The following is a 23,888-nucleotide window of genomic DNA, read 5'->3' on the forward strand; positions in this document are numbered from 1 at the left end:
ATATCCGACCTGGGCTTTCTCTATGAGCTCGTCGCATCCGCGGCCCACCCTGCCCCGCCCCCCGGCTCACGGGTGCCGTCCGGTTCCCGGCGCCCGGCCTTTCGCCGGCGTGGGCGCCTCGGCCTGAAACAACCACCTGGTTGGTTGGATTTGGGTATGGCCGCTAAGATGTCAGCGGGGTGCCGGGAAGTCTGGTCGGCGGTCGTCGAACCGAGCCCGGAAACGGAGCGCCCATGGCCTCTCCCCGCCGACTGTCCCTCCTCGGTCCCGGTTCCCGGGCCGAGACCCGCCGCATCACCGACATCCTGCGCAAGGAGACCATTGGCGGCGCGCTGCTGCTGATCGCCGCCGTCGCCGCCCTCGTGTGGGCCAACTCGCCCTGGTCGGGGACGTACGACACGCTGCGGTCGGCCACGGTCGGACCGGCCGGGTGGCACCTGGACCTCAGCCTCGCCAAGTGGGCCTCGGACGGGCTGCTTGCGATCTTCTTCTTCGTCGCGGGTCTGGAACTCAAGCGCGAGTTCGTGGCGGGGGACCTGCGCGACCGCAGGCGGGCCGCGGTGCCGGTGATGGCGGCGATCGGCGGCGTGATCGTGCCCGCACTGCTGTATCTGCTGGTCAATCTGGGCGAAGACGGCGCGGCGCGGGGCTGGGCCGTGCCGACCGCCACCGATATCGCGTTCGCGCTTGCGGTGCTCGCGGTCGCGGGCAGGCACCTGCCCTCGGCGCTGCGCACGTTCCTGCTCACCCTGGCCGTCGTGGACGACCTGCTGGCCATCGTGATCATCGCGGTGTTCTACACGTCGCACCTGTCGGTGCTGCCGCTGCTGGCGGCGCTGGTGCCGCTCGGCGTCTTCACCGTGCTGGTGCAGCGGCGGGTGCGCTCGTGGTGGCTGCTGCTCCCGCTGGCCGGCGTGACCTGGGGGCTCGTGCACGCCTCGGGTGTGCACGCCACGGTGGCCGGGGTGCTGCTCGGCTTCGCCGTACCCGTCCTGCGCAGTGAGAAGGCGGGCGGCCCGGAGGCGGGGCCGGGGCTCGCCGAGCACTTCGAGCACCGGTTCCGGCCCGTCTCGGCCGGGGTGGCGGTGCCGGTGTTCGCGTTCCTGTCCGCGGGTGTGCCGCTCGGCGGGCTGAGCGGTGTGACGAACCTGCTCGCCGACCCGGTGTCGCTGGGCGTCGTCGTCGGGCTCGTCGTGGGCAAGCCGTTGGGGATCATGGCGGCCACCTGGCTGACCGCCCGCTTCACCCGCGCCGACATCGACGAGGGGCTGGCGTGGGTGGACGTCGGCGGCCTGGCGATCCTGTCCGGCATCGGGTTCACGGTGTCCCTGCTCGTCGGCGAGCTGGCGTTCGGCCTGGGGACGGTGCGCGACGGCCAGGTGAAGATGGCAGTCCTGACCGGCTCGCTGGTCGCGGCGCTGCTGGCGACTGTGGTGCTGCGGCTGCGCGACCGCGTGCACCGGCGGCTCGCCGACGGCGGAACCACCTCCTGACGCTCACCACATGACGGGCAGCGCCGGGAACCCTCCGGCCAGCCTGTCGGTGTGCGCCTTCAGCTCCTCGTACGGCACCGCGAGCGCCAGTGTGGGGAAGCGCGTGAAGAGGGAGCCGAAGACCGCGCGCAGTTCGACCCGCGCCAGGGACGCCCCGAGACAGTGGTGCGGCCCGTGGCCGAACCCGACGTGGGGGTGGGGATCGCGCCGCCGGATGTCGAACCTGTCGGCGTCGGGGTAGACGCGGTCGTCCCTGTTGGCCGCCGGGGTGGACAGCATGACCAGCTCGCCCGCCCGGATCAGCACCCCGGCGACCTCGACGTCCTCGTGCGCGTAGCGCACCAGCCCGTGCTCGCTCGGCGAGGCGACCCGCATGATCTCCTCGACCGCGCCGTCCACGAGGGAGGGGTCGTTCAGCAGCGCGTCACGCTGGGCGGGGTTGCGCAGGAACAGCAGCACGCCGTAGTCGATCTGGTTGACCGTGGTCTCGTGGCCGGCGAACAGCAGGCCGCCCGCGATCCTGGCGACGTCGTCCTCCGGCAGCGAGGCGTCCGCCAGGTCGGAGTAGACGTCCTCGCCCGGGTCGTCCCGCTTCGCCTTCACGATCTCGTAGGTGTACGTGTTCATCTCCAGCTGGGCGGCGGCGGACCTCTCGGGACGGGTGAGGTCGGTCATCGCCTCGGCCATGGCCCGGAACCTGTCCCTGTCCTCGTACGGCACGCCGAGCAGCTCGCAGATCACCTGGATCGGCAGCGGGAGCGACAGGCCGGCGTGCAGGTCCGCGGGCGGGCCCTGCTCGGCGAGCCCGTCGAGCAGGGTCCCGACCAGCGACCCGATCCGGTCCGACAGGCTCCGCATGCGCCGGGCCGAGAACGCGGGGGCGAGCAGGCGCCGCATCTCCTTGTGGACGGACCGCTCCGTGGCGTACTCGCCGGTCGGGCCGCCGAGCAGGGCGTTGTTCGACAGGCGGGCCGCGGTCTCGGGGGCGGGGTGGGAGCGGCCGAACCTGTCGTCGGCGAACACCTGCCGTATCTCCTCGTAGCCCGTGACCAGCCACGCCTCGTCGCCCATCGCGGTCGTGACCCTGGTGATCGGCGCCCTGGCCCGCAGTCGGCCGAAGCCGGGGGATATCCCCAGGACGTCCGGCCGGTCGAACGGCAGCTGTGGGAGTCCGGGCATGGGTGACCTTCCCTTCGCTCGATGTCGGCCCTTTTGAATCTCTCCCCTGACTTTCTGTCCGGCAAGGTAGTAAAACCATGTCCGGCGTGATCGGAGACGGGACGTTTGCCTCAGGGTGCCGCCTCGCGCCCCGCCCCGCCTTCCCCCCGAACACCAGCATCGTTCCGCGGCGCGGCATGACACGGGTGGTACGGGAGGAACGGGGATCAAGTCGTGGTGAAGTCACCGCAACCGGCGGGAGATCTTCATCGGGGCGGGGTGGCGGCGCCGCCGGACGGGGGAGACCGCTTCTCACTACCAATCGTGTCCGGATGAGCACATCGTTGTCTCCCGGCACAGAGCCTGGAGGTGGTGACGAGTGCGGTTCTCAGCCGAGGACGCTGCCTGGAGACAACTGAGCAGCGAGTACGCCGGTCGCTGGTCGGTCTGGAGGAGCGACGCCGGCCGCTGGTACGCGACCCGGCTGACCAGGTCGCTGTCCCGGATCGAGATGGACCGGGGCCTGATCATGACCGCATGCGGCGAGAGTGCGGAGGAACTGCGCGCGCTGCTCACCGCGCAGGAGGGCCTGACGCTCTCCTCGTGACGCCCAGGACGTGGGCCCGGCCCGCCGGGCTCACGGCCGGAGAGCCCGCCGGAGCTCACGCCCGAGAGTTCGCCGGGGCACAGTACGGAGAGCCCGCTGGGGCTCACGCCCGAGGAGCCCGGCGCGAACCCCGCCGTCCGGACGCCGCCCTGAGGCGTCCTCGCAGGGCCCCCTGCGAGTGTCATGGGACGGATGGGAAAATCCCTCTCATGACAGAACCAGCGGTTCGCGAACCCGTTCCCCCGACCGGCACGCAGCACACGATCGCCGCGCACGGATACGCGGCGACCGTCACCGAGGTGGGCGGGGGTCTGCGCGACCTGACGTACCGCGAACGGCCGCTGGTCATGTCGTACCCCGCGGACGCGCAGCCGGTGGGCGGCGCCGGGCAGTTGCTGCTGCCCTGGCCGAACCGGGTGCGCGACGGCAGATACGACTTCGACGGCGAGACCAGGCAGCTCGCGATCACCGAGCCCAGGACCGGCAACGCCGCGCACGGCTTCGCCCGCCTGATGCCCTGGACGGTCCTGGACCGGGACGACGCCTCGATCCGGCTCGGGCTGCGGCTGTTCCCCCAGCTCGGCTATCCCCACGTGCTCGACCTGACGGCGTCGTACGCCCTGGGGGAGGCAGGCCTCGAAGTCGAGGTGTCGGCCGTGAACGTGGGGGACGGCGTCGCGCCGTACGGCATGGGCGCGCACCCCTACCTCACCCTCGGCGAAGAAACGGTGGACGATGCCGTGCTGGAGGTGCCCGCGGCCGAGTGGACCCCGGTGGACGAGCAGAAGATCCCGGTCGGCCGCCGCCCGGTCGAGGGCACGGAGTACGACTTCCGCGAGGGACGCCGCATCGGCGGCACGGTGCTCGACACCCCCTACGCGGCGCTGCGGCGGGACGGCGACGGGCTGGTGCGGGCCCGGCTCCGGACGGCCGACGGCTCCCGGGGGGTCGAGTTGTGGGCCGCGCCCGGGGTCGAATGGCTCCAGGTCTTCACCGGGGACACGCTCGCCGAGCCGTATCGGCGGGCCGGAGTGGCGGTCGAGCCGATGAGCTGCCCGCCGAACGCCTTCGCGACCGGCGAGTGCCTGGTGCGCCTGGCCCCGGGGGAGCGGGTCGCCCACCGCTGGGGGATCACCGCGCTCGGGTGAAGGGCATGCCGGACGAAAGGGCCTTTATGCGTCACCGTGGATATGCGGCACGATTCCGGTCTGCGCACATCGGCAGGCCGGGATGGGCTTATTTCAGTTATTTTCACGGCGACGCCGGCCGCGCGGACGCGTCCCGAGGTCGTGGGGCCGGGGCCGGGAGCGCCGGACGCGGCCCCGCTGACGTGCGCACTCGCGGCGTGGCACGGAAGACGGCCGGCGTTTTCTCCTCCGCGCCTATCACGGATCGTGCATTGACCGGGAACAATCTTGTTTCTTTGAATTCACATGACTGCGCTGCGTGCCGTATCTTGAGCCGTGGGAGCGCTCCCATGAGCCTAAGGAGGCGCGCGTGACTCTCCCCTTCGGTACGGTGCCGGTCGACCCGGCCCCCGTCTGGACCGCGGAATGCCTCCTGCCCGCCATCGGCGCGAGTGTCGCGGAGGCGCGCGCCCTCGTACGCCGCGAGCTCGGCCGGTGGGGCCTGGACGAGCTCGTCGACGACTGCTCCCTCATCGTGAGCGAACTCGCCTCCAACGTCGTACGGCACGGCGGCAACGTCTTCACTCTCCGGCTCGGCAGCAACGGCACCTGGGTGTACGGCGAGGTCTTCGACCAGGGCGAGGGCGTGCCGCACCAGCGCGATGCGGACCTCGACTCCATCGGCGGCCGTGGCCTGCTCATCGTGGACGAACTCGCCGACGACTGGGGAGTGGCGAGTGCCGGCAGAGGCGGCAAGACCGTCTGGTTCCTCGCCGGGACGGGCAGCCCTTCGCCGCTGCCCGTCGTCCCGCACCAGATGCGCATCGCCGTCGGCTGACCACGGCCCGGGTGACCCGCCCGGGGCCGGGCGGGCCCGTCGTCCGTCCAGGGTGTTTCAGCGGGTCTTCGCACCGTCGAGGTGGGCGAGCACGGTGGCCGCGATCTCCTCGGGTTTGTTCGTGGAGGGGTCCACGGTCAGGTCCGCCACCTCGCGGAAGCCCGGCAGCCGCAGGTCGCGCTGCTCGGTCAGCATGCGCACCAGGTCGGGCTTGAAGTGGGGGCGATGGGGGCTCGACTTCATCCGCTCGGCCAGCACCTCGGGCGGGCCGTCGAGGAAGACCACGAAGGCGGGGGCCAGCGCGCGGCGCGTCTCGGGGTCCTCGACCGTGCTGGCGGCGGCCGCGATGACCGGGGCGGGACGGGCCGCCAGCGCATCCCGCAGCACCAGCGCCTCGCGGGCGTGCAACTCGTCCGCGCCCAGACCGGCGGCCATCGCGGCGGCGGTCGTGCCGTACCTGGCCTCCAGATCGGCGTCGCTGTCGCGCATGGGACGGCCGAGCGTGTCGGCGAGCAGCCGGGCGACGGTGCTCTTCCCCGCGCCCATGAGTCCCATCACCACAATGGGGGTATCGGTCATGATTCGCATGTTGCCCTAGATGGGCAATCGCATGCGACGTTTGGAATCCGTGGAGGGGATAGAGCAGAAGGCGAAGGAGGAAAGCCATGACCATCGCCGGAAGCATCATCCTCATCATGCTGGGGGCCATCCTCACCTGGGCGGTCGACTTCACCATCGCGGGCCTCGACATCCAGGTGATCGGGGTGATCCTCATGGTGGGCGGTCTGGCCGGGCTGCTCTTCGGCATCTGGCGCCTGACGACGGTCCGCCGCAGGACCACCGTCACCGCCGCCGCCCCCGTGGACGCCACCGCCACCCGCCGCCACGTGTACGAGGAGCGGCGCTACGACGACCCCACCATCTGACCCCCTCCAACGGACTTCCGACGGTCTGAAGGGAGGCATGGACAATGCCAGGACGTAAGGAACTGCCCTCGACCCTGGAGCGCTCGCCCAAGGAGGCCCAGGAGACGTGGATCAAGGCGCACGACTCCGCCGTCGAGACGTACGGCGAGGGCCAGCGCGCCCACCGTACGGCGTTCGCCGCGCTCAAGCACTCCTATGAGAAGGTGGGCGACCACTGGGAGAAGAAGGAGGGGCGCGGACCCTCGGACGAGCAGGCGAAGAAGGGCACGCCGAAGCCGGGCGAGACGGCCGAGGGCGTCGACGCGAACGCCTCCAAGCAGCACCTCTACGACGTGGCCGGCCGCCTCGGCATCCCGGGCCGATCGAAGATGACCAAGGACGAGCTCGTGGACGCCATCAAGAAGGCGAACCGCAAGGCGACCGCCAAGGCTCGCTGACCTCTTCCGTACGCCGCCGGCCGCCCTCACGAGAGCGGCCGGCGGCGCTTTCACACGGACGGCGGCTCCACGGGGCCGGAGGCGGCGAGGAGACGGCGGGCGAAGGCGGCATAGGCGTCGCGGAAGTCCGCGGGCTCGATGACGGAGAAGTCGGCGCCGAGGTGGGCGAGGCCGAGGACGAGCCATTCCCAGGAGTCGAGCCAGACGGTGACGTGGGTCTCCCGCTCGCCGGGCCCGTGGTGTATCTCGGCGTCCTGGAACTTCAACGCGTCGGCGACATGGTCGGGCCGCGCCCGCACGACGAGCCGTACGCGCCGGCGGTCCACGTTGAGGCCCTGACGGAGATACGAGAGGGCCGCGTCGGCCGGCAGGGCGCGGGGAGCGTGGCGGACGCCGGTGCGCACGAGGTCGCGGACGCGGTCGAGGCGGAACACCCGCCAGTCGTCCCTGTCCAGGTCCCAGCCCAGCAGATACCAGCGCAGAAGCAGATGGATCTGACGGTGCGGCTCCACCCGCCGGCGGCTCTCCTCGCCGTGCCTGTCGCTGTAATCGAACCTCACGACCTCGCGGTCGTTGATCGCCTCGGCCAGACCGGCCAGAAGCGCCGCGCTCACGGCGGGCGCGAGTTGCCGGCCGGTCTCCAGGCTGGCCCGCAACGCGGCCACGCGCGGACGCAGCCGCGCGGGCAGGAACTGGTCGAGCTTGCCGTACGCCCGGGTGGCCGCGTCGTCGAGAGCCCCGTCCTCGCCGGATCCGGAGGAGGCGAGAGTGGCGAGACCGAGCAACGCGGCGATCGCCTCGTCGTCGTCCAGGACGAGCGGTGGCAGCGTCCGGCCCGCCACGAGCCGGTAGTAGCCGCCGGGTCCCGGTTGCGTCTCGACGGGATAGCCGTACTCCCTGAGCCGGTCCACATCGCGGCGTACGGTGCGGGGGCTGACGTCCAGGCGCGTGGCGAGTTCGTCCCCGCTGAACGGCCGTCCCGTCTGGAGGATCGACAGCAGAGCCAGCATGCGTCGGGTCACGTCGGCCACCCGTCCATCATGCCCGCAATCACGGTCAGGTTCCGGCCACAATTGCTCGTACGGTCACGAGTATGGCTTCACCGCATATCTCCATCAGGGGCGCCCGCACGAACAACCTCCGCGGCGTGGACGTGGACATCCCGCGCGACCGCCTCGTGGTCTTCGCCGGCGTCTCGGGGTCGGGCAAGTCGTCGCTGGTCTTCGACACGATCGCCGCGGAGGCCGGCTACCAGCTGAACGAGACCTTCCCTCCGTTCGCGAGGAACCGGCTGCCGAAGTGGACACGTCCCGACGTGGAGCACATCGACGGGCTCTCGCCGGTGGTGGTGATCGACCAGCGGCGCCTCGGCGGCAACGCCCGCTCCACGGTCGGCACGATCACCGACACCTGGACCTACCTGCGGCTGCTGTTCTCCCGTCTCGGCGAGCCGCATGTGGGCGAGTCGAACCACTTCTCGTTCAACGATCCGGCCGGGATGTGTCCCACGTGCTCGGGGCTCGGCGACGTCGTCGTCACGGCCGTGGACCGCATCCTCGACCTCGACAGGTCGCTGCGGCAGGGGGCGATCCGGCTTCCGGGGTTCGGAGACGGGAACTACTGGTACTCCCAGTACGCCGACATCGGCGTGTTCGACCCGGACACGCCGCTGCGGGACTGGAGCCGGGACCAGCGCGACGCTCTGCTCCACGGCGGTGAGGCGGCCGCACGGCTGGGACGCCGGCTGCCGAAGGACTACGAGGGAGTCGTCGAGCGGTTCGAGCGGATCTACCTGCACGCCTCCGGGGACATGTCCGAGCGCAAGCAGGAGACGATCCGCCGGTTCACCCGATCGCAGGTCTGCCCCGACTGCGGGGGAGACCGGTTGAACGAGGCGTCCCGCACGGCCACCGTCCTCGGGCGCACCATCGGGGAGCTGTCCCGGCTGGAGGTCACCGAGCTCGCCGGGCTCGTCCGCGGCATCGACGCACGGGATGTCGCTCCCGTCGTCGCCGCGCTGACCGCCAGGCTCGACGCCATGGACGCCATCGGCCTGGGGTATCTCGGCCTGGCACGCGCGACGACGACGCTGTCGGGTGGCGAGTCCCAGCGCATCAAGATCGTGAAGCATCTCGGGTCGAGCCTGACCGAGATGCTCTACGTGTTCGACGAGCCCACGACCGGGCTCCACCCCACGGACGTCGAGTCCATGACGGGACTGCTGGAGCGGCTGCGCGACAGGGGCAACACCGTCCTCGTCGTCGAGCACGACCCCGCCGTCATGGCCGTCGCCGACCAGATCGTCGAGATCGGCCCCGGCGCCGGCGCCGACGGAGGCCGGCTCGTCTTCCAGGGCGCGTTCCCCGAGCTCCGGCGGGCCGCCACCCCCACGGGACGCGCGCTCTCCCGGCCCTCGCCGCTCAAGACGGCCCCGCGTACGGCCAAGGCGGCGATCACCGTCGCCGAGGCGACGCGCAACAACCTGCGGCGCGTCACCGTGGACATCCCCGCCGCCGTGATGACCGTCCTCACCGGCGTCGCCGGCTCGGGGAAGTCCAGCCTGGCGGCCGAACTCGTCGCGCAGCACGACGCCGTCGTCATCGACCAGCGTCCGGTCGGCGTCAACCGCCGGTCCACGCCGATCACCTACACCGGCATCGCGCCGGCCGTCCGCAGGCTGTTCGCCCGGCGCAACGGCGTCCCCGCCGCGCTGTTCAGCGCGAACTCCGAAGGGGCCTGCCCGAAGTGCGACGGGCTCGGGGTCGTCTACACCGATCTGGCCTTCATGGACGGCCAGGAGGTCGTCTGCGAGGCGTGCGAAGGGCGGCGCTTCACCCCCGAGGTGCTCGCCTACACCGTCGACGGCCTGTCCATCGCCGACGTCGACGCCCTCTCCGTCGACCAGGCCAGGCACCGGCTGCCCGACACGGCCGTCGACCGGGCGCTGCGGCACCTGTCGCAGGCCGGTCTCGGCTATCTCCGGCTGGGCCAGTCGCTCACCACGCTGTCCGGAGGGGAGTGCCAGCGGCTCAAGATCGCCAAGGAGCTGCGCGACGCCGAGCGGCCCACGACGTACGTGCTCGACGAACCCACCACGGGCCTGCACATGAGCGACATCGACGGCCTGCTCCGGGTCCTGGACGCGCTCGTCGACCGGGGGCACACCGTCGTGGTCATCGAGCACAACCTGGACGTCATCCGGCAGGCCGACTGGCTGATCGACCTCGGGCCCGGCCCCGGCAGGCACGGCGGGAACGTCCTCTACCAGGGGCACGTCGCGGACTACCCGCCGGACGCGGGAACGCCGACGGCCCGCGCCCTCGCCGCGCACCGGTAGCGGCGTTCACCGGAGCGTTCAACTGAGCAGGGACAGGACGGCCTCGCGGATGGCGCCCCTGTCGATGCCGGCGTCCTCCAGTTGCTCCTGGGAGGTCGCACTGCCGGGCATCCGCGAGACGCCCAGCTTGCGCACCGGCACCGGCGCGTCCGCGAGCGCCGAGAGTACGGCGTCGCCCAGCCCGCCCTCCGGCCAGTGGTCCTCCACCGTGACGACCTTCCCGGTCGCCCTGGCCATCTCGACCAGCTGGGCCGAGTCGAGCGGCTTGATCGAGTAGGCGTCGATCACGGTGACGGAGACGCCGTCCTCGGCGAGCAGGTCGGCGGCGGCCAGGGCCTCGTGCACGGTGACGCCCGCGGCCACGACGGTCGCCTGGCCGCCGGTGCGCAGGATCTTGCAGCCGCCCACGGGGAACTCCTCGTCAGGGCCGTAGATCACCGGCGTCTCGCCCCGCGTCGTCCGCAGGTAGCGGACGCCCTCCAGCCCGGCCATGTCCGCGACCAGCCGGGCCGTCTGGTTCGCGTCGCAGGGGTACAGCACGGTGCTGCCGTGCACCGCGCGGAACGCCGCGAGGTCCTCCAGGCCCATCTGGGAGGGCCCGTCCTCGCCGATCGACACCCCGCCGTGCGAACCCACCAGGCAGATCCCGGCCCGGCTCACCGCCGCCATCCGGACGAAGTCGTACGCCCTGGTGAGGAAGGCGGCGAACGACGCGGCGTAGGGGGTCCAGCCGCGGGCGGCCATGCCGATGGCGGCGGCGACCATCTGCTGCTCGGCGATGTAGCACTCGAAGAACCGCTCCGGATGCGCCTTGGCGAACGCCTCCAGCTTCGTGGAGTCGGCCACCTCGCCGTCGAGCGCGACGAGGTCGCCTCTCGCCGTGCCGAGCGCGGCCAGCGCCTCGCCGAAGGCGGTCCGCGTGGCCACCGGCTCGCCCATCTCGTACCTGGGCAGGTCGAGCGCGCCGTCGGCGTACCGGTACGGCGTGGCCGGGGCGTCGGGCGGGGTGACCTCGACGGTGACGGAGCGGGGCCCGCCGAGCTCGCCGAGCGCCTGCTCGGCGTCCTCCAGCGGCTTGCCGTGCTTGCCCTCGCGGTTCTCCACGGCCGACACTCCGCGACCCTTGCAGGTCCTGGCGATGATCGCGGTCGGGCGGCGCCGGGTGGCCCGGGCGTCGGCGAGCGCGTAGTCGATCTGGCCGGGGTCGTGGCCGTCGATCTCGATGGTGTGCCAGCCGAAGGCGCCGAGCCTGGCGGCGTACGCGCCGAGGTCCCAGCCGTGCCGGGTCGGGCCGCGCTGGCCGAGCCGGTTCACGTCGATGATCGCCGTGAGGTTGTTCAGCCCCTCGTGCCCGGCGTGCTCGAACGCCTCCCACATCGATCCCTCGGCGAGCTCGCTGTCGCCGCACAACACCCAGACGTGGTAAGGCAGCCGGTCCAGCCTGCGCGCGGTCAGCGCCAGTCCCACCCCCACGGGCAGGCCGAAGCCCAGCGAGCCGGTGGCCGCGTCGACGAACGGCACCCGAGGGGTGGGGTGGCCCTCCAGGCGGCTGCCGCGCCTGCGGAAGGTCTGCAGCTCCTCGTCGGTGACGACCCCGGCCGCCTTGAGCATCGCGTACAGGAGGGGGGAGGCGTGGCCCTTCGAGAAGACGAGGTGGTCGTTGGCCGGGTTGGCCGGATCCGCGACGTCCACGCGCAGGTGGCGCGCGAGCAGTACGGCCATCAGCTCGGCCGCCGACATCGAGGACGTCGGATGTCCCGAGCCGGCGGCCGCGGCGGCCCGGACCGAGTCCACCCGGAGCTGGGCCGCGAGTTCGCACAGGAAGCGGTAGTCAAGCTCGTCCATCGCCCCCGACTACCCCGGTACGCCCCTTCGTATCGCCGCAAAAGGTGCGTACCCGATATGTCGGGAATTTTGGGGCCGTCAGCGGCGGCGCAGGCCGAGACCGGCGACGGCGGCGAGTCCGAGACCGGCGAGGGTGACCAGGCGGCGGTGCTGCGACATCCACAACTGCACGCTGCGGCCGTGCGACCGCCGGTCGAAGCTGCCGTGCGCTCCGTAGTCCTTGTCCTCGTCCGCGGGTTCCCACAGGTTGGACACCCCGGTCGGCGGCTTCTCGCCGGTGAGCTGCGACTTCACCCCGGTCCTTGCGAGGTAGCGGTCGAGCAGGGCGGGCGCCGTCCGCTGGCCCATGATCGTGGCCGCGGTCATCCCGCCGACCCAGTACTCCTTGCGCTCCGGGTGCTCGGCGGCGTAGACGAGCGCGTTTGCCGCCACCTCCGGCTGGTAGATCGGCGGCACCGGCTGGGCGTGCCGCCGCATCCGGTTCAGCCCCCAGTCGAACTGCGGGGTGTTCAGCGCGGGGAGCTGCACCACCGTGATCTTCACGCCCGAGTCCTCGGCGAGCAGCTCCGTCCGCACCGACTCGGTGAACCCGACGATCGCGTGCTTGGCGCCGCAGTACGCCGACTGCAGCGGGATCGACCGGTAGGCCAGGGCCGAGCCCGCCTGCACGATGACGCCCTTGTCGCGCGGCTTCATCATCTCCAGGGCCACCCGGGTGCCCCAGACGTAGCCGAGATAGGTCACCTTGGTCTCGCGCTCGTACTCCTCGGGAGTGATCTCCAGGAACGGCGCGAACACCGTCGTGAACGCGATGTTGATCCACACGTCTATCGGGCCGAGCTCGGCCTCGGCCCGCTGGGCGGCCTGGCGGACCTGGTCGTAGTCGGAGACGTCCGCGGCGAAGGTCTTCCCGGTGCCGCCCTCGGCCCCGACGTCCACGGCGGCGCCGGCGAGGCCCGCCTCTCCACGTGCGATGAGCGCGACCTTCGCGCCCTCCGCTCCGAGTTGCCGGACCACCGCGCGGCCCACCCCGCCGCTCGCGCCGGTCACCACGACGACCTTGTCCTTCAGGCTCACCTCGTTCATCCTCTCGATTGCGGCCCGCCGCCAAGCCTCTTCTGCTTGCGCACGGCGAAGACCATGTTGAGCGCGACGCCCGCCATGATCACCACGACGACCGCGGTCAGCCACCAGAGGCGGCCGACGAAGGAAAGCACCAGTACGGCCATGCAGAGGACCAGAGCGAACGACCCGATGCGGATGCGGATCACATCCATCGGGGTCGCCTCCACCATGGGCTTGCCCGTCGGCGAGCGTTGTTCTTCGGTCATGAAGGCCCCTCTACCCTCGAATTCGGTTCACTATCGCCGTGGTGGAGCGGTCCGGGACGTAACCGAGCACCCGTACCTCCCCGCCCAGCTCCCTGACCAGCTCCGCCTCGGGCAGCAGGTCGGGGTGGTAGTCGCCGCCCTTGACGTACACGTCCGGCCGGACGAGCCGCAGCAGCTCGGTCGGGCTGTCCTCGTCGAAGACGGTGATGTAGTCCACGCAGCCCAGCGCCGCGAGCACCGCCACCCGGTCCTCGCACCGGTTGATCGGGCGTTCCGGCCCCTTCAGCCGGGCTACGCCGTCGTCGCTGTTGACCGCGACGACCAGTACGTCGCCGAGCCGGGCGGCCTCCTCCAGGCAGGCGACGTGGCCGCGGTGCAGCACGTCGAAGCAGCCGTTGGTGAAGACGATCCGCCTGCCCTCGGCGCGGTCGCGCTCCAGGCACGCCGCCAGCCGCTCGGGCGGCAGCGCGGTGTCGGGACGCAGCGCCTGCAGCAGGTCCTCGTGGGAGCAGGCGGCCGTCCCCTGGCGGCGCACCACCACGCTCGCCGCCGCCTGGCCGATGTCGGCGGCGCGCTCGGGCTCCGCGCCGGCCGCCAGGGCGAGCGCGAACGCCGCCGTGAAGGTGTCGCCCGCGCCGATGCTCATCGTGTCGGGCGCGGGGGTCGCGTACGTGCGGTGCGGCTCCCTGCCGCGCCGGTGCAGCAGCGTGCCCTCGCCGTCCAGCGTGGTGACGACGAGGTCGGCGCCGGTGGCCTCGATGAGGTCCTCCGACCGCGCGGACAGGAACGCGACCCGGTCGTGGTCGTCCCCCTCGCCCAGCAGCCGTCGCACCTCGGCGTAGTTGGGCAGCACGGCCGTCGGCCGGCAGTCCCGCCAGGCGGCCACGTCGTGGGCGTCCACCACGAGGATCGGCCCGCCGCGCGAACCCTCGCTCCGGTCGATGCTCAGGTCGCACAGCACCCGGCGGACGTCCGGGGTGCACACCCCGCCGCCGTAGTCGCAGGCGATGACGACGTCCGCGTCCGCCGCGAGCCGGGTGATCTGCTCGATGAGCTCGCGCTCGGCCGCCTCCGGCAGCGGCGCGCCGTCCTCCTCGTCGTACCGCGCCACGATCTGGCCGTCGGTCAGCACCCGGCGCTTGACCGAGGTCCGCCAGCTCCGCACGATGACCAGGCCCTCGATGTCGAGCCGCCCCAGGGTCGCGTTGAGCGTCGCCCCGGCGGGGTCGGCGCCCGTGATTCCCACCATGTGGACCCGTGCGCCCAGGGCGGCCAGGTTCACGGCCGTGTTGGCGGCGCCGCCCGGCTGGTCCTCGATCTGCTCGACGGTCACCACCGGCACCGGGGCCTCCTGTGCCATGCGCTTCGTGCGGCCCCGCAGCCACGAGTCGAGCATCACGTCCCCGACGACGACGGCTGTGACTTCACCGAAACGGTTGAGCGTCTCTTCCGTCATACTTCGGCGGCTACCCCCGCAGACGCAGGGGAAACAACAGGCACGACAGACCCGGCCCCCCGGTTTGGGACCGCCGCACCGGGGTAACCGGGATCAGACGTCGCTCCACACGAGCGCTCCGCCGGGGGTCAGCCGGCGGGCCGGACGAATGGGGGGTGTCCGATGGGCGATGGGACGAAGCGGGCGGCCGTCCGTCCGCCGGGCGGCTTGTGCCCATGAGCGAGCGAATCGGTGAGCACAGTGCGATTCGCGAGGTGCTGATCTGCGCGCCTCCGGCACGACGCGACCCCGAGCCGCCAGGCGAGGGGGTGGCATGAGCGCGCTGCTCGTCGAAGGAGTCGAGAGGATCGCCGTGCTGAGGGCCAACGCCCTCGGCGACCTGCTGCTGGCACTGCCCGCCATCGGGGCGCTCAGCCGGGCATACCCCGCCGCGAAGATCACCCTGCTCGGGCGCGAATGGCACGCGCGGTTCCTGCGCGATCGCCCTGGTCCGGTGGACGAGGTGGTGGCGTTGCCGCCCATCTCCGGCGTCTCCTCCCCGCCCGACGGACCCGCCGCCCCCGAGGAGCTGTACGAGGACCTGCGGCAGCGCAGGTTCGACCTGGCCGTCCAGATGCACGGCGGCGGGCGCAACTCCAATCCGTTCATCCGCCGTCTCGGGGCGCGGGTGACGGCCGGTCTGCGCACCCCCGACGCCGCGCCGCTCGACCGCTGGGTGCCGTACGTGCACTACCAGCACGAAACCCTCCGCTACCTGGAGGTGGCGGGGTTGCTCGGCGCGGCCACCAACGAGATCGAGCCGAGGATCGCGGTCGTCAGGGAGGACTGGGCCGAGTTGAACCGCACGCTCGGCAAGGTGCCCCGGGGACTGGTGGCGATCCACCCGGGCGCGGGGGACCGGCGCAGGAGATGGCCGCCGGAACGCTTCGCCGAGGTCGCCGACCGCCTCGGACGGCCTGTGGTGGTGACCGGCGTCGAGGAGGAGCGGGAGGTCGTCGAGAAGGTCGTCGCGCAGATGCAGACCCCGGCGAGGGCCGTCGTCGGAGAGCTGTCCCTCGGCGGGCTCACCGCGCTGTACGCCGCCTGCGACCTGCTCGTCTCCAACGACACCGGGCCGCGCCACCTGGCGGCGGCGACCGGCACGCCCACCGTGGGGATCTACTGGTGCGGCAACATGATCAACTGGGGTCCGCTGAGCAGGGGTCACCAGCGGCCGCTGATCTCCTGGACATCGGGCTGCCCGGTCTGCGGGCTCCCCGCCGGGTCCGAGGGCATGCGCGAGTGCGACCACCGCGACGTCTCGTGGGTGGGCGACGTGAGCGCGGACGACGTGCTCGAACAGGCGTGGGACCTGCTGCGGTGAGCACCGTCGGGGAAAAGGCCCTCGCGGAGAAGGCTCTCGCGGAAAAGGCGAAGGTCTTCGAGATCCCGCCCGTCGAACTGCGGCCGAGCGATCCCGGCGAGCCGGGCATCCGGCGCAGGCGCCGCGGGCGCGGGTTCAGCTACACCTGGGCCTCCGGCCGGCCCGTGAAGGACCGCGCCACCCTGCGCCGGATCAAGTCCCTCGCGATCCCGCCGGCCTGGACCGACGTGTGGATCTGCGCCCATCCGAACGGCCACCTCCAGGCCGTGGGCACCGACTCGGCGGGCCGGCGGCAGTACCGCTACCACGAGGAGTGGCGCAGGCAGCAGGACGAGGCCAAGTTCGACCACGTGCTGGAGATCGCCCAGCGGCTCCCCGCGTTCCGCGAGCGGGTCGCGCGCGACCTGCACGGCGACGAGCTGAGCCGCGAGCGTGTGCTGGCCACCGCCGCGCGCATGCTCGACATCGGCTTCTTCCGCGTCGGCGGGGAGGAGTACACCGACTCCTACGGCCTGGCCACGCTGAAGACCTCGCACGTGAAGTGCGGCGACGGCAAGGTCGTGTGCCGCTACCTGGCCAAGGGCCGCAAGGAGCGGGAGCAGGTGCTGGCCGACGCCGACGTGTGCGAGGTGCTGGCGGAGCTGTCGAAGGGGCGCCGGGGCGAGCTGCTGCGCTACCGCGCCGACGACGGCTGGGTGGACGTGCGGAGCGCCGACATCAACGCCTACCTGAAGGAGACGTTCGGCACCGACGTCTCGGCCAAGGACTTCCGCACCTGGCACGCCACGGTCCTGGCGGCGGTCGGGCTCGCCGTCTCCCGCCCCGTACGCAGCGGCGCGGGGCGCAAGCGGGCGGTCTCCCGGGTGATGAAGGAGGTGTCGGAATACCTGGGCAACACGCCGTCGGTGTGCCGCGCCTCCTACGTGGACCCGCGCGTCGTCGCGATGTACGAGAAGGGACGGACGATCCCCCTCGAACGGCTGGGTGAGGACACCGGAGAGGGCCGGCTCGCCACCCACGGACCGGTCGAGGAGGCCGTCATCGAACTCCTGTGCCGAGCGCCCGCACGGCGGCGTTGACCACCTGCGCGGCCGGGACCGCGGCGTCCAGGTGGTCGGCGCCGTCCACCTCGCGCAGGATCGGGTGCCGCCCGTCCGTCGTCGACACGAGCACCGAGGGCGTCCGATAGGACGCGGCGAGCCGGGTCATCGCGACGTCGCCGCTGATGACCAGCCGGGCCCCGGCGATCAGCGCGCACAGCTCCCTGAGCGAGGTGCGGCCCGCGAGCACGATCTGCGGCGGCAGCACCGCCCGGGTCGCCACGAGCAGGGCCATCGGCCGCTCCCGCGAGCTGCCGGTGATCACGACGGGCAGGCCCTCGCCCGTCAGCATGCGGGCCACCTCGGCGAACCGGTCGGCGGGCCAGCGCAGCGACGCGCCGCCCGCGCCGGGGTGGATCACGACGGCCCCCGGCGCGGGGCTCGCGGTCAGGGGAGTGGGCAGCGCGGAGTCCTCCGGGTCGGCCGGCACGCCGTGCCACTGGAGCAGCCGGCACCACCGCAGCACCTCGTGCTCGCCAGGGTCCCACCACGGTCCCCTGATCCAGGGGACGTCCGGGTTGGCGTACGCCCACAGGCGCCTCGTCCCCTCGCCCCGGTAGCGCAGATCCAGCAGGATCCGATGGCTGCGCGGCCCGCGGCCGTGCAGGTTGACGGCGAGGTCCGGCAGGAGGGGCGGGTGATCGGCGTCCTCCTCACCGGGCCCGGGCCACGACAGCGGCGCGAGCCCGTACGCGGGCAGGATCCGATCCACCGCGCCGGTGAGCGCGGCGAGTTCGCTGAGCTCCGGCGGGCAGGCCAGAACGACGCGCAGCCCGTGGCGGCGCAGGGCGCGCAGCGCGGGCACCACGGTGAGCAGGCCCCCGATGCCGTCCGAGCGCAGCACGAGGGCCGTCGACGTCACCGGCTCATCCCAGGGGTCGGCAGGATCAAGAGGCGCTCCTTTCCAGTTCCCGGGCGGACAGGACCCGGTCGTAGGCGGCCAGAGTCTCGTTGGCGATGCGGCTCCAGGCGTACCTCGCACGGGCCCGGTCGGCCCCCGCGATGCCGTACGCCGTGCGCCGCACCCGGTCGTCGAGCAGCTTGCGCAGCGCCCTGGCCAGCACGGCGGGCTTGCGGGGCGGCACGAGAAGGCCGGTCACGTTGTTGACCACCGTCTCCTTCTGGCCGCCTACGGCCGAGGCGACGACCGGGACGCCGCAGGCCATCGCCTCGAGCGCCACCATCCCGAACGGCTCGTACCAGGGCACGGACACGACGGCGGCGGACGAGCGCATCAGCGAGGGCAGCGTGTCGCGCTCGACCCTGCCGAGGAAGCGGACCCGGTCGGAGACACCCGCCTGGGTCGCGAGCCAGCGCAGCCGGGTGACCTCGGGGTCGTGGTGCAACTCGGCCGCCGGGGGACCGCCCGCGATGACGAGTTCGGCCTCCCGCAGGTACTGCAGCGCCCTGATGGTGGTCTCCAGGCCCTTGCGCGGCACGAGCCGGCCGACCGACAGCAGGCGAGGGCGCTCCGGCCGCTCCAGCGGTTCGACGTGGGGGTGGAAGGTGGTGACGTCCACTCCGCAGGGGACGACCCGGGTCGCGCGGCGCGGCACCCGCATGCGGATCAGCTCGTCGACCTCGTCGTTGCAGGTCGCGATGATGCCGTCGACGCGCCGTCCGATGTCGGCCTCGGCCTCGATGCGCTCCCGCGGGCTGGTGTCGGCCGGGCCCTGGTGGTGCCGCTTGACGCTGCCGAGCGCGTGGAAGGTGTGGACGACCGGGATGCGCAGCCGCTCCGCCGCGGCGAGCGCGGCCAGCCCGCTCATCCAGAAGTGGCTGTGCACGACGTCCGGGCGGTCGAACAGCCACCGGTCGTGCAGCCACTTCCCGAAGTGGGGGACCCAGGGAAGGATCTCGTCCTTGGGGATCTCGGAGGCGGGGCCCGCGGGAACGTGGACGACGTTCACACCCGGGCCGAAGGCGACGTTTTCCGGCAGGTCCTCGCGGTCCTTGCGGGTGTAGACGGTGACCTCGTGCCCGGCGTGGGCGAGCTCCCTGGCGAGGGCGGCGACGTGCACGTTCTGGCCGCCGGCGTCGACACCGCCGAGGGTGGCGAGCGGGCTGGCGTGCTCCGAGACCATGGCGATCTTCACTGGGGGTTCCTCCAAGAGCGGCAGTGGCGAATACCCGGCTCGGGGGTCAGGGAGTCCAGGTGAGCAGGCCCGGCGATCGGGGCGGGGGCGGCGGCCGGTCGCGGTGCGTGGGAGCCGTCGGCGCGGAAGCGGCCACGACGGTTCCCCGGGGCGGAACGGCCCGCGACGACGGCGGCGCACGCATGGCGGGCCGTGGCGGGACGGTGGAGGGCGGGCGCGCGGCCCGCGACATGGGGGCGGGAGGAGGGGGTGCCCGTGGAAGAGGTGCGGAAAGCGGTGCAGCCGGTGCCTGCGATGCCTCGCTCAGGGCGGGGTGAAGTCCGGTCACACATTCCCAAGACGCTCCTCCGTCACGGCATGCTCACGCCAAGGAGGTACCTGCGTCTTAGGCACCAGGAATACCAATAACCATATCCACCCTCGCGCCCGTCAAACCAGTGGTTTCGCTCGGAAAGGGCCGGGCAGCGCTAGCCATACGGAACCGAGGGGGACACGAGGGGAAGAGATGGAGACGCCGCACTATGTCGCGGCCCGCGTGCAGCGGGCTCTCGCGGAGGACGAACGGACCACCGAGCTGGGCATTCGGGTGGATGTGCGAGGAGAGGAGGTCTACCTGCGCGGGCAGGTCTCCTGTGACGAGCGGCGGCACCAGATCGAGAACGTCGCCCGGGAGGCGGCTCCGGGTCTGCGGGTGCACAACGAGATCACCTTGGTGGAGGTGCGGGAGCCGGGAGAGGAGGAGCATCTGTGAGGGAGCTGCGGATCGCCGCCGTCGCGGACATCCATCTGGGCGAGGACCTGCGCGGCCACTATCGCAAGAAGATCGAGGGCATCGAGCGCCGTGCGGACGTGCTGCTCGTGGGAGGCGATCTGACCAGGCACGGCACGATCCCCGAGGGCCGGGTGGTCGCCGAGGAGCTCAGCGGCCTGCCCATCCCCGTCGTCGCCGTGCTGGGCAACCACGACTACCACTCCGACCACAACGAGGAGATCATCGAGCTCCTCCGTGACGCCGGCATCACCGTCCTCGACGACGAGGGCACGGTCGTCCCCATCGACGGCGTACGGCTCGGAGTCGCCGGCGGCAAGGGCTTCGGCGGCGGTTTCGCCGGGAAGTGCGCCAGCGAGTTCGGGGAGCCGGAGACCAAGGCGTTCGTCCGGCACACGAAGGAGATCGCCGAGCGATGGCGGCGGGCGCTCAAGGAGCTGGACGCCGACCACAAGATCGTGCTCAGCCATTACTCGCCGGTGAAGGACACGCTGATGGGCGAGCCGCCGGAAATCTATCCGTTCCTCGGCAGCTACATGCTGGCGGAGGCGGCCGACGCCGAGGGCGCGGATCTCTTCATTCATGGTCACGCGCACGCGGGTACGGAAAAGGGCGTCACCCCCGGTGGCATCCGGGTGCGGAATGTCGCCCTTCCGGTCATCAAGCACGCCTACACCGTTTACTGCCTGAACGGCGACCATTGCTGATTCGCCGTGTTTTCATTGTGGGACGGCGACCGGCCTCTTCGGCCGGCCGCCGTCCCGTTGTCCGCGAGCAGTGTGGGCGAGGCTGTGGCTAGGGATTGAAGATGCTGACGCCCCCGGGGCCGACGAGGAACCCGAGGACGATGAGGACGATCCCCCAGAGGATGTCCCGACGGGCCAGGATGACGTAGATCCCGGAGATGACCAGTACCACGGCGATGATCCAAAGCAGAGTAGCCATGGCCCTCCACTGCCCCTGCAAAGGGCCTCGTAACATCATCCAGTCCTGGCCCCGATTGAATTTGCTCCTGAAGCACCCATTGTTACGTTTGCTTGACAGTATTCGGGCATGTCGTGATACATGACCACTTTCGGATATTTTCTGTCCAGCGAGGAGCATGACCCCAAAGAGCTGGTACGTCAGGCGAAACTCGCCGAGGAAGCCGGCTTCGAGGCGTTGTGGATCTCCGACCACTTTCACCCGTGGCTGGACGAGCAGGGCGAGAGCTCGTTCGTGTGGTCCGTCATCGGAGCCATCTCGCAGGCCACGTCGCTGCCGGTGACCACGGCGGTCACCTGTCCCATCATCCGCGTCCATCCGGCGATCATCGCCCAGGCCGCGGCGACCGCCCAGATCCTGCTGGACGGCAGATTCCGCCTGGGCGTCGGCACCGGCGAGGCGCTGAACGAGCACATCCTGGGCGACCAGTGGCCCCCGGCCGAGGAGCGCCAGCGCATGCTGGAGGAGGCCCTCGACGTCATCAGGGAGTTGTGGACCGGCGAGCTGGTGACGTACCAGGGCGAGTTCTACGAGGTGGACACGGCCCGGCTGTACTCGCTGCCCGACGGGCCCCCGCCGATCTACATCTCGGGCTTCGGGCCCAAGTCCGTCGAGCTCGCCGGCAGGCTCGGCGACGGCTACATCCACACCGCGCCCGCCGCCGACATGGTCGAGGCGTTCCACAAGGCGGGCGGCGAGGGCAAGCCGTGCGCGGCCGGGCTGAAGGTGTGCTGGGCGGACGACGAGGCCGAGGCGCGCAGGACCGTCCACCGGCTCTGGCCCAACCAGGGGATCCCGGGAGAGGCCGCCCAGCTCCTGCCGCTGCCGCGGCACTTCGAGCAGCTCTCGCAGCTCGTCACGGAGGAGGCCGCCACCCAGTCGACGCCCTGCGGACCCTCTCCGGAGGCGCACCTGAGCGCGATCCGCGCGTACGTGGACGCCGGTTTCGACGAGGTCTACATCTCCCAGATCGGCAAGGGGCAGGAGGGGTTCTTCGAGTTCTACGCGACGCGGATCCTGCCGAGCCTGCGGGAGCGGAGCTGACGCGACGTACACGAGAGCGCGACCGCGGGCAGGTCGCGCTCTCGGATTTCTAGTGCTCGTTCTTGACCAGGCGCAGCGACAGGAGCGGCTGGACGAACCACAGCCAGGCGCACAGCAGCGCCACGCCCGCGCCGACCAGCGCGGCGGGCCCGGGGCTGGTCAGCGCGTCCAGGACCAGGGCGGTGGAGCAGGTCATGGCCACCGCCAGGGCCAGCCCGCCGGCCACGCCCAGCCGGTTGGCCCGGCGCAGCAGCAACTCCTTGAGCCCGGAACGGAACAGGATCCGGTGCTGGGTCGCCGGGGCGATCGTGCAGATCGACGCGACCGCCGCGCTGACGACCGCCAGGTAGAACAACCAGTTCCCGGTTGTGTCGATCTTGCCGAAACCGGAGGAGAACGGCAGCGTCAGCAGGAACGCGAACAGCACCTGCACGCCCGTCGCGGCCACCCGGAGCCCCTGCAGCAGCTCGCCGAGCTCGCGGTCGGCACGCTCCTTCGGGTTTTCGTCGGTGTTCTCCAGAGGTTCGAGCACCTCGCTCATGCCACCCCCTCGCCTGGCGGCTCGGGGTCGCATTCGCGAATCGCGCTGTGTCCCCTGATTCGCTCGCTCCGCTCGCTCATGCCACCCCCTCGCCTGGCGGCTCGGGGTAGCGTCGCGCCGAAGGCGCGCAGACCAGCACCTCGCGCAGCGCGCTGTGCTTATTGATCCGCTCGCTCATTCCTCGGCCTTCTTCATCAGGCGCGAGTAGGCGAGCTGGAGCCAGTCGGAGATCGCCACGGCCGCCATGGTGGCTCCGGCCAGCCGGGTCAGCCGGGGAAAGAACACCGTGCCCGCCGCGTATCCCGTCGCGACCCACTGGGACAGGCAGAACGGGCAGGTCAGCAGCTCGCCCACCGCGTGCTGCACCCCGTGACCGCGGATCTTCTCCTTGAGCTCTGCCGGGCCGGCGACCCCCTCGTACCGAGTGAAGGGGGCGCGAATGGGGCTGGTGACCGGGTCCTTCGCGAGCGTCCGCGAGAGCCGGTGCGTGAACAGGCCCATGAGCATGAGGTCCATCACTTTGATCTTCTCGGGGCCCCTGCGGCCCGTCAGTTTCGCCGCGGCGAGCAGCACCGTGACGGCCCCGCCGTACACCGCGAGAACCCGTGTGTACGAGGCCAGCGGACGGTTGTCCTCCCCCTCGTACTCGCGCTTGATCTCCTGGAGGGTCTCGGTCATGAGCGCGCTCTACCCGGGATTGTTTGCGGCGAACATGGCTGGGCAAGCGACGTGAGTGGGTAGTCACAGTCACGAAGTCACCGACGCGATTCTTGACACGCTCAAGCGCGCCGGGGCCGGCCTCAAGGAGGCCGGGGTGCGCTTCGCCCTGGCCGGAGGCTGCGCCGGCTATGCGAGGGGCGCCGCGCCATCACTGCATGACGTCGACTTCGCCCTGGTCGAGGAAGACGTCCCGCTCGCGCTGAAAACCCTGGAGAGTCTGGGTTTCCGGACCGCGAAACCACCGGAGGACTGGCTGGTCAAGGCGTTCGACGAGGAAGGTGTACTCGTCGACCTGATCTTCTCGCTGGCCGACAGGCCCGTGACCGAGACCATGATCGGCCGGGCCGAGCTGATCAACACCGCCGCGCTGAGTCTGCCCGTCCTCGAAGCCACCGACCTTGTGATCTCCTGGATACTGCCGCTGTCCGAGCACGCCTGCGACTACGGCTCGCTGCTGCCCATGGTTCGCGCCATGCGGGAGCAGGTGGACTGGGACCGGGTCGCCTCGGTCGCCGCGCCGTCGCCGTACGCCTCGACGTTCGTCACGCTCCTGGAGCGGCTGCGCATCATCGCCCCTACGACAACTCGGCCGGACAGCACCTGGCCCTAACGCCGCACTGTCATCCCGGTCCATGCGGAGGAGGGGCCGGGGGTCCGGCTCGCCGGCTCGCCGGCGTAGAGGGGGGCCGCGCCGTGATGGCGCGGCCCCCCTCTAC

At 71.5% G+C, this 23,888-nt stretch carries 25 protein-coding genes; 13 read left to right on the top strand and 12 right to left on the bottom strand.

Translation table 11 applies throughout. The features are described from left to right. The first annotated feature begins 233 nt into the window (after positions 1-233). Positions 234-1,493: a Na+/H+ antiporter NhaA gene (gene nhaA / locus ACQEVJ_RS07495; protein ID WP_433098518.1), complete on the top strand. Its 1,260-nt coding sequence runs from the start codon at positions 234-236 to the stop codon at positions 1,491-1,493. Positions 1,494-1,496: 3 nt separating this feature from the next. Here the strand turns inward: nhaA and ACQEVJ_RS07500 are convergent, their stop codons facing one another. After that, complete coding sequence (locus ACQEVJ_RS07500) at positions 1,497-2,672, bottom strand: cytochrome P450 (RefSeq protein WP_433098520.1); 1,176 nt, start codon at positions 2,670-2,672, stop codon at positions 1,497-1,499. Between the two features lie 358 nt (positions 2,673-3,030). Here ACQEVJ_RS07500 and ACQEVJ_RS07505 point away from each other — a divergent pair, with 358 nt between their 5' ends. The 3 genes from ACQEVJ_RS07505 to ACQEVJ_RS07515 all read left to right on the top strand — a co-directional run bounded on the left by ACQEVJ_RS07505 (position 3,031) and on the right by ACQEVJ_RS07515 (position 5,223). Continuing rightward, entirely contained in the window at positions 3,031-3,258 is a 228-nt protein-coding gene (locus ACQEVJ_RS07505; RefSeq protein ID WP_433098522.1) for a hypothetical protein, read from the top strand. 209 nt (positions 3,259-3,467) lie between these two features. After that, positions 3,468-4,406, top strand: a complete 939-nt coding sequence (locus ACQEVJ_RS07510) for an aldose 1-epimerase family protein (protein ID WP_433098524.1) — start codon at positions 3,468-3,470, stop codon at positions 4,404-4,406. A gap of 349 nt (positions 4,407-4,755) precedes the next feature. Further along, on the top strand, positions 4,756-5,223 hold the full coding sequence (locus tag ACQEVJ_RS07515) for an ATP-binding protein (protein WP_433098526.1): 468 nt from the start codon (positions 4,756-4,758) through the stop codon (positions 5,221-5,223). A 57-nt stretch (positions 5,224-5,280) separates the two neighbouring features. Here the strand turns inward: ACQEVJ_RS07515 and ACQEVJ_RS07520 are convergent, their stop codons facing one another. After that, the gene (locus ACQEVJ_RS07520) at positions 5,281-5,802 is read right to left on the bottom strand and encodes a shikimate kinase (RefSeq protein WP_433098528.1); all 522 of its coding nucleotides are present in this window, start codon (positions 5,800-5,802) and stop codon (positions 5,281-5,283) included. An 86-nt stretch (positions 5,803-5,888) separates the two neighbouring features. Between ACQEVJ_RS07520 and ACQEVJ_RS07525 the strand changes: the two genes are divergently transcribed. Beyond that, positions 5,889-6,149 carry a DUF6458 family protein gene (locus tag ACQEVJ_RS07525; RefSeq protein ID WP_030505976.1) on the top strand — a complete coding sequence of 87 codons (261 nt, stop codon included), beginning with the start codon at positions 5,889-5,891 and terminating at the stop codon, positions 6,147-6,149. A 44-nt stretch (positions 6,150-6,193) separates the two neighbouring features. Further along, positions 6,194-6,586 carry a ChaB family protein gene (locus ACQEVJ_RS07530; RefSeq protein ID WP_433098530.1) on the top strand — a complete coding sequence of 131 codons (393 nt, stop codon included), beginning with the start codon at positions 6,194-6,196 and terminating at the stop codon, positions 6,584-6,586. A 50-nt stretch (positions 6,587-6,636) separates the two neighbouring features. Here the strand turns inward: ACQEVJ_RS07530 and ACQEVJ_RS07535 are convergent, their stop codons facing one another. Further along, positions 6,637-7,608: a helix-turn-helix transcriptional regulator gene (locus ACQEVJ_RS07535; RefSeq protein ID WP_433098534.1), complete on the bottom strand. Its 972-nt coding sequence runs from the start codon at positions 7,606-7,608 to the stop codon at positions 6,637-6,639. Between the two features lie 71 nt (positions 7,609-7,679). On the opposite strand from ACQEVJ_RS07535, the gene ACQEVJ_RS07540 reads away from it, so the two are divergent. Then, the gene (locus ACQEVJ_RS07540; RefSeq protein ID WP_433098536.1) at positions 7,680-9,923 is read left to right on the top strand and encodes an ATP-binding cassette domain-containing protein; all 2,244 of its coding nucleotides are present in this window, start codon (positions 7,680-7,682) and stop codon (positions 9,921-9,923) included. 18 nt (positions 9,924-9,941) lie between these two features. Here ACQEVJ_RS07540 and ACQEVJ_RS07545 read toward each other — a convergent pair whose 3' ends face one another. The 4 genes from ACQEVJ_RS07545 to rfaE2 form a co-directional block, all read right to left on the bottom strand. After that, positions 9,942-11,768: a transketolase gene (locus tag ACQEVJ_RS07545; protein WP_433098538.1), complete on the bottom strand. Its 1,827-nt coding sequence runs from the start codon at positions 11,766-11,768 to the stop codon at positions 9,942-9,944. Positions 11,769-11,846: 78 nt separating this feature from the next. Then, a complete protein-coding gene (locus ACQEVJ_RS07550; protein ID WP_433098540.1) occupies positions 11,847-12,854 on the bottom strand; it encodes an SDR family oxidoreductase in 1,008 nt (335 codons plus the stop codon). Next, the gene (locus tag ACQEVJ_RS07555; protein WP_433098542.1) at positions 12,851-13,099 is read right to left on the bottom strand and encodes a hypothetical protein; all 249 of its coding nucleotides are present in this window, start codon (positions 13,097-13,099) and stop codon (positions 12,851-12,853) included. Before ACQEVJ_RS07555 ends, ACQEVJ_RS07550 begins: the two co-directional genes overlap by 4 nt. A gap of 10 nt (positions 13,100-13,109) precedes the next feature. Continuing rightward, positions 13,110-14,555, bottom strand: coding sequence for a D-glycero-beta-D-manno-heptose 1-phosphate adenylyltransferase (gene rfaE2, locus ACQEVJ_RS07560; RefSeq protein ID WP_433098544.1), 1,446 nt, complete (start codon positions 14,553-14,555; stop codon positions 13,110-13,112). Between the two features lie 313 nt (positions 14,556-14,868). Between rfaE2 and ACQEVJ_RS07565 the strand changes: the two genes are divergently transcribed. Both ACQEVJ_RS07565 and ACQEVJ_RS07570 read left to right on the top strand, forming a co-directional pair. Further along, on the top strand, positions 14,869-15,918 hold the full coding sequence (locus ACQEVJ_RS07565) for a glycosyltransferase family 9 protein (protein WP_433098546.1): 1,050 nt from the start codon (positions 14,869-14,871) through the stop codon (positions 15,916-15,918). Then, complete coding sequence (locus ACQEVJ_RS07570) at positions 15,915-16,997, top strand: DNA topoisomerase IB (RefSeq protein ID WP_433098548.1); 1,083 nt, start codon at positions 15,915-15,917, stop codon at positions 16,995-16,997. Before ACQEVJ_RS07565 ends, ACQEVJ_RS07570 begins: the two co-directional genes overlap by 4 nt. On the opposite strand, the gene ACQEVJ_RS07575 is transcribed toward ACQEVJ_RS07570, so the two are convergent. Both ACQEVJ_RS07575 and ACQEVJ_RS07580 read right to left on the bottom strand, forming a co-directional pair. Continuing rightward, entirely contained in the window at positions 16,957-17,880 is a 924-nt protein-coding gene (locus ACQEVJ_RS07575) for a glycosyltransferase family 9 protein (protein ID WP_433098550.1), read from the bottom strand. The genes ACQEVJ_RS07570 and ACQEVJ_RS07575 overlap by 41 nt on opposite strands. 25 nt (positions 17,881-17,905) lie before the next feature. Then, a complete protein-coding gene (locus tag ACQEVJ_RS07580) occupies positions 17,906-19,114 on the bottom strand; it encodes a glycosyltransferase (protein WP_433098552.1) in 1,209 nt (402 codons plus the stop codon). A 505-nt stretch (positions 19,115-19,619) separates the two neighbouring features. On the opposite strand from ACQEVJ_RS07580, the gene ACQEVJ_RS07585 reads away from it, so the two are divergent. Both ACQEVJ_RS07585 and ACQEVJ_RS07590 read left to right on the top strand, forming a co-directional pair. After that, complete coding sequence (locus tag ACQEVJ_RS07585) at positions 19,620-19,865, top strand: BON domain-containing protein (protein WP_357217769.1); 246 nt, start codon at positions 19,620-19,622, stop codon at positions 19,863-19,865. Beyond that, positions 19,862-20,590: a metallophosphoesterase family protein gene (locus tag ACQEVJ_RS07590; RefSeq protein ID WP_433098554.1), complete on the top strand. Its 729-nt coding sequence runs from the start codon at positions 19,862-19,864 to the stop codon at positions 20,588-20,590. Before ACQEVJ_RS07585 ends, ACQEVJ_RS07590 begins: the two co-directional genes overlap by 4 nt. 88 nt (positions 20,591-20,678) lie before the next feature. Here the strand turns inward: ACQEVJ_RS07590 and ACQEVJ_RS07595 are convergent, their stop codons facing one another. Then, on the bottom strand, positions 20,679-20,828 hold the full coding sequence (locus ACQEVJ_RS07595; protein ID WP_162842196.1) for a GPGG-motif small membrane protein: 150 nt from the start codon (positions 20,826-20,828) through the stop codon (positions 20,679-20,681). A gap of 120 nt (positions 20,829-20,948) precedes the next feature. Between ACQEVJ_RS07595 and ACQEVJ_RS07600 the strand changes: the two genes are divergently transcribed. Beyond that, the gene (locus tag ACQEVJ_RS07600; RefSeq protein WP_433098556.1) at positions 20,949-21,911 is read left to right on the top strand and encodes a TIGR03557 family F420-dependent LLM class oxidoreductase; all 963 of its coding nucleotides are present in this window, start codon (positions 20,949-20,951) and stop codon (positions 21,909-21,911) included. Positions 21,912-21,960: 49 nt separating this feature from the next. On the opposite strand, the gene ACQEVJ_RS07605 is transcribed toward ACQEVJ_RS07600, so the two are convergent. Continuing rightward, on the bottom strand, positions 21,961-22,452 hold the full coding sequence (locus tag ACQEVJ_RS07605) for a DUF6328 family protein (RefSeq protein WP_433098558.1): 492 nt from the start codon (positions 22,450-22,452) through the stop codon (positions 21,961-21,963). A 174-nt stretch (positions 22,453-22,626) separates the two neighbouring features. After that, entirely contained in the window at positions 22,627-23,130 is a 504-nt protein-coding gene (locus tag ACQEVJ_RS07610; RefSeq protein WP_433098560.1) for a DUF1360 domain-containing protein, read from the bottom strand. A gap of 55 nt (positions 23,131-23,185) precedes the next feature. Between ACQEVJ_RS07610 and ACQEVJ_RS07615 the strand changes: the two genes are divergently transcribed. Continuing rightward, on the top strand, positions 23,186-23,782 hold the full coding sequence (locus ACQEVJ_RS07615; RefSeq protein ID WP_433098562.1) for a hypothetical protein: 597 nt from the start codon (positions 23,186-23,188) through the stop codon (positions 23,780-23,782). Positions 23,783-23,888 lie beyond the last annotated feature (106 nt).

Origin of the sequence: Microbispora sp. CA-102843, assembly GCF_050936215.1 — a bacterium.
GTDB lineage: Bacteria > Actinomycetota > Actinomycetes > Streptosporangiales > Streptosporangiaceae > Microbispora.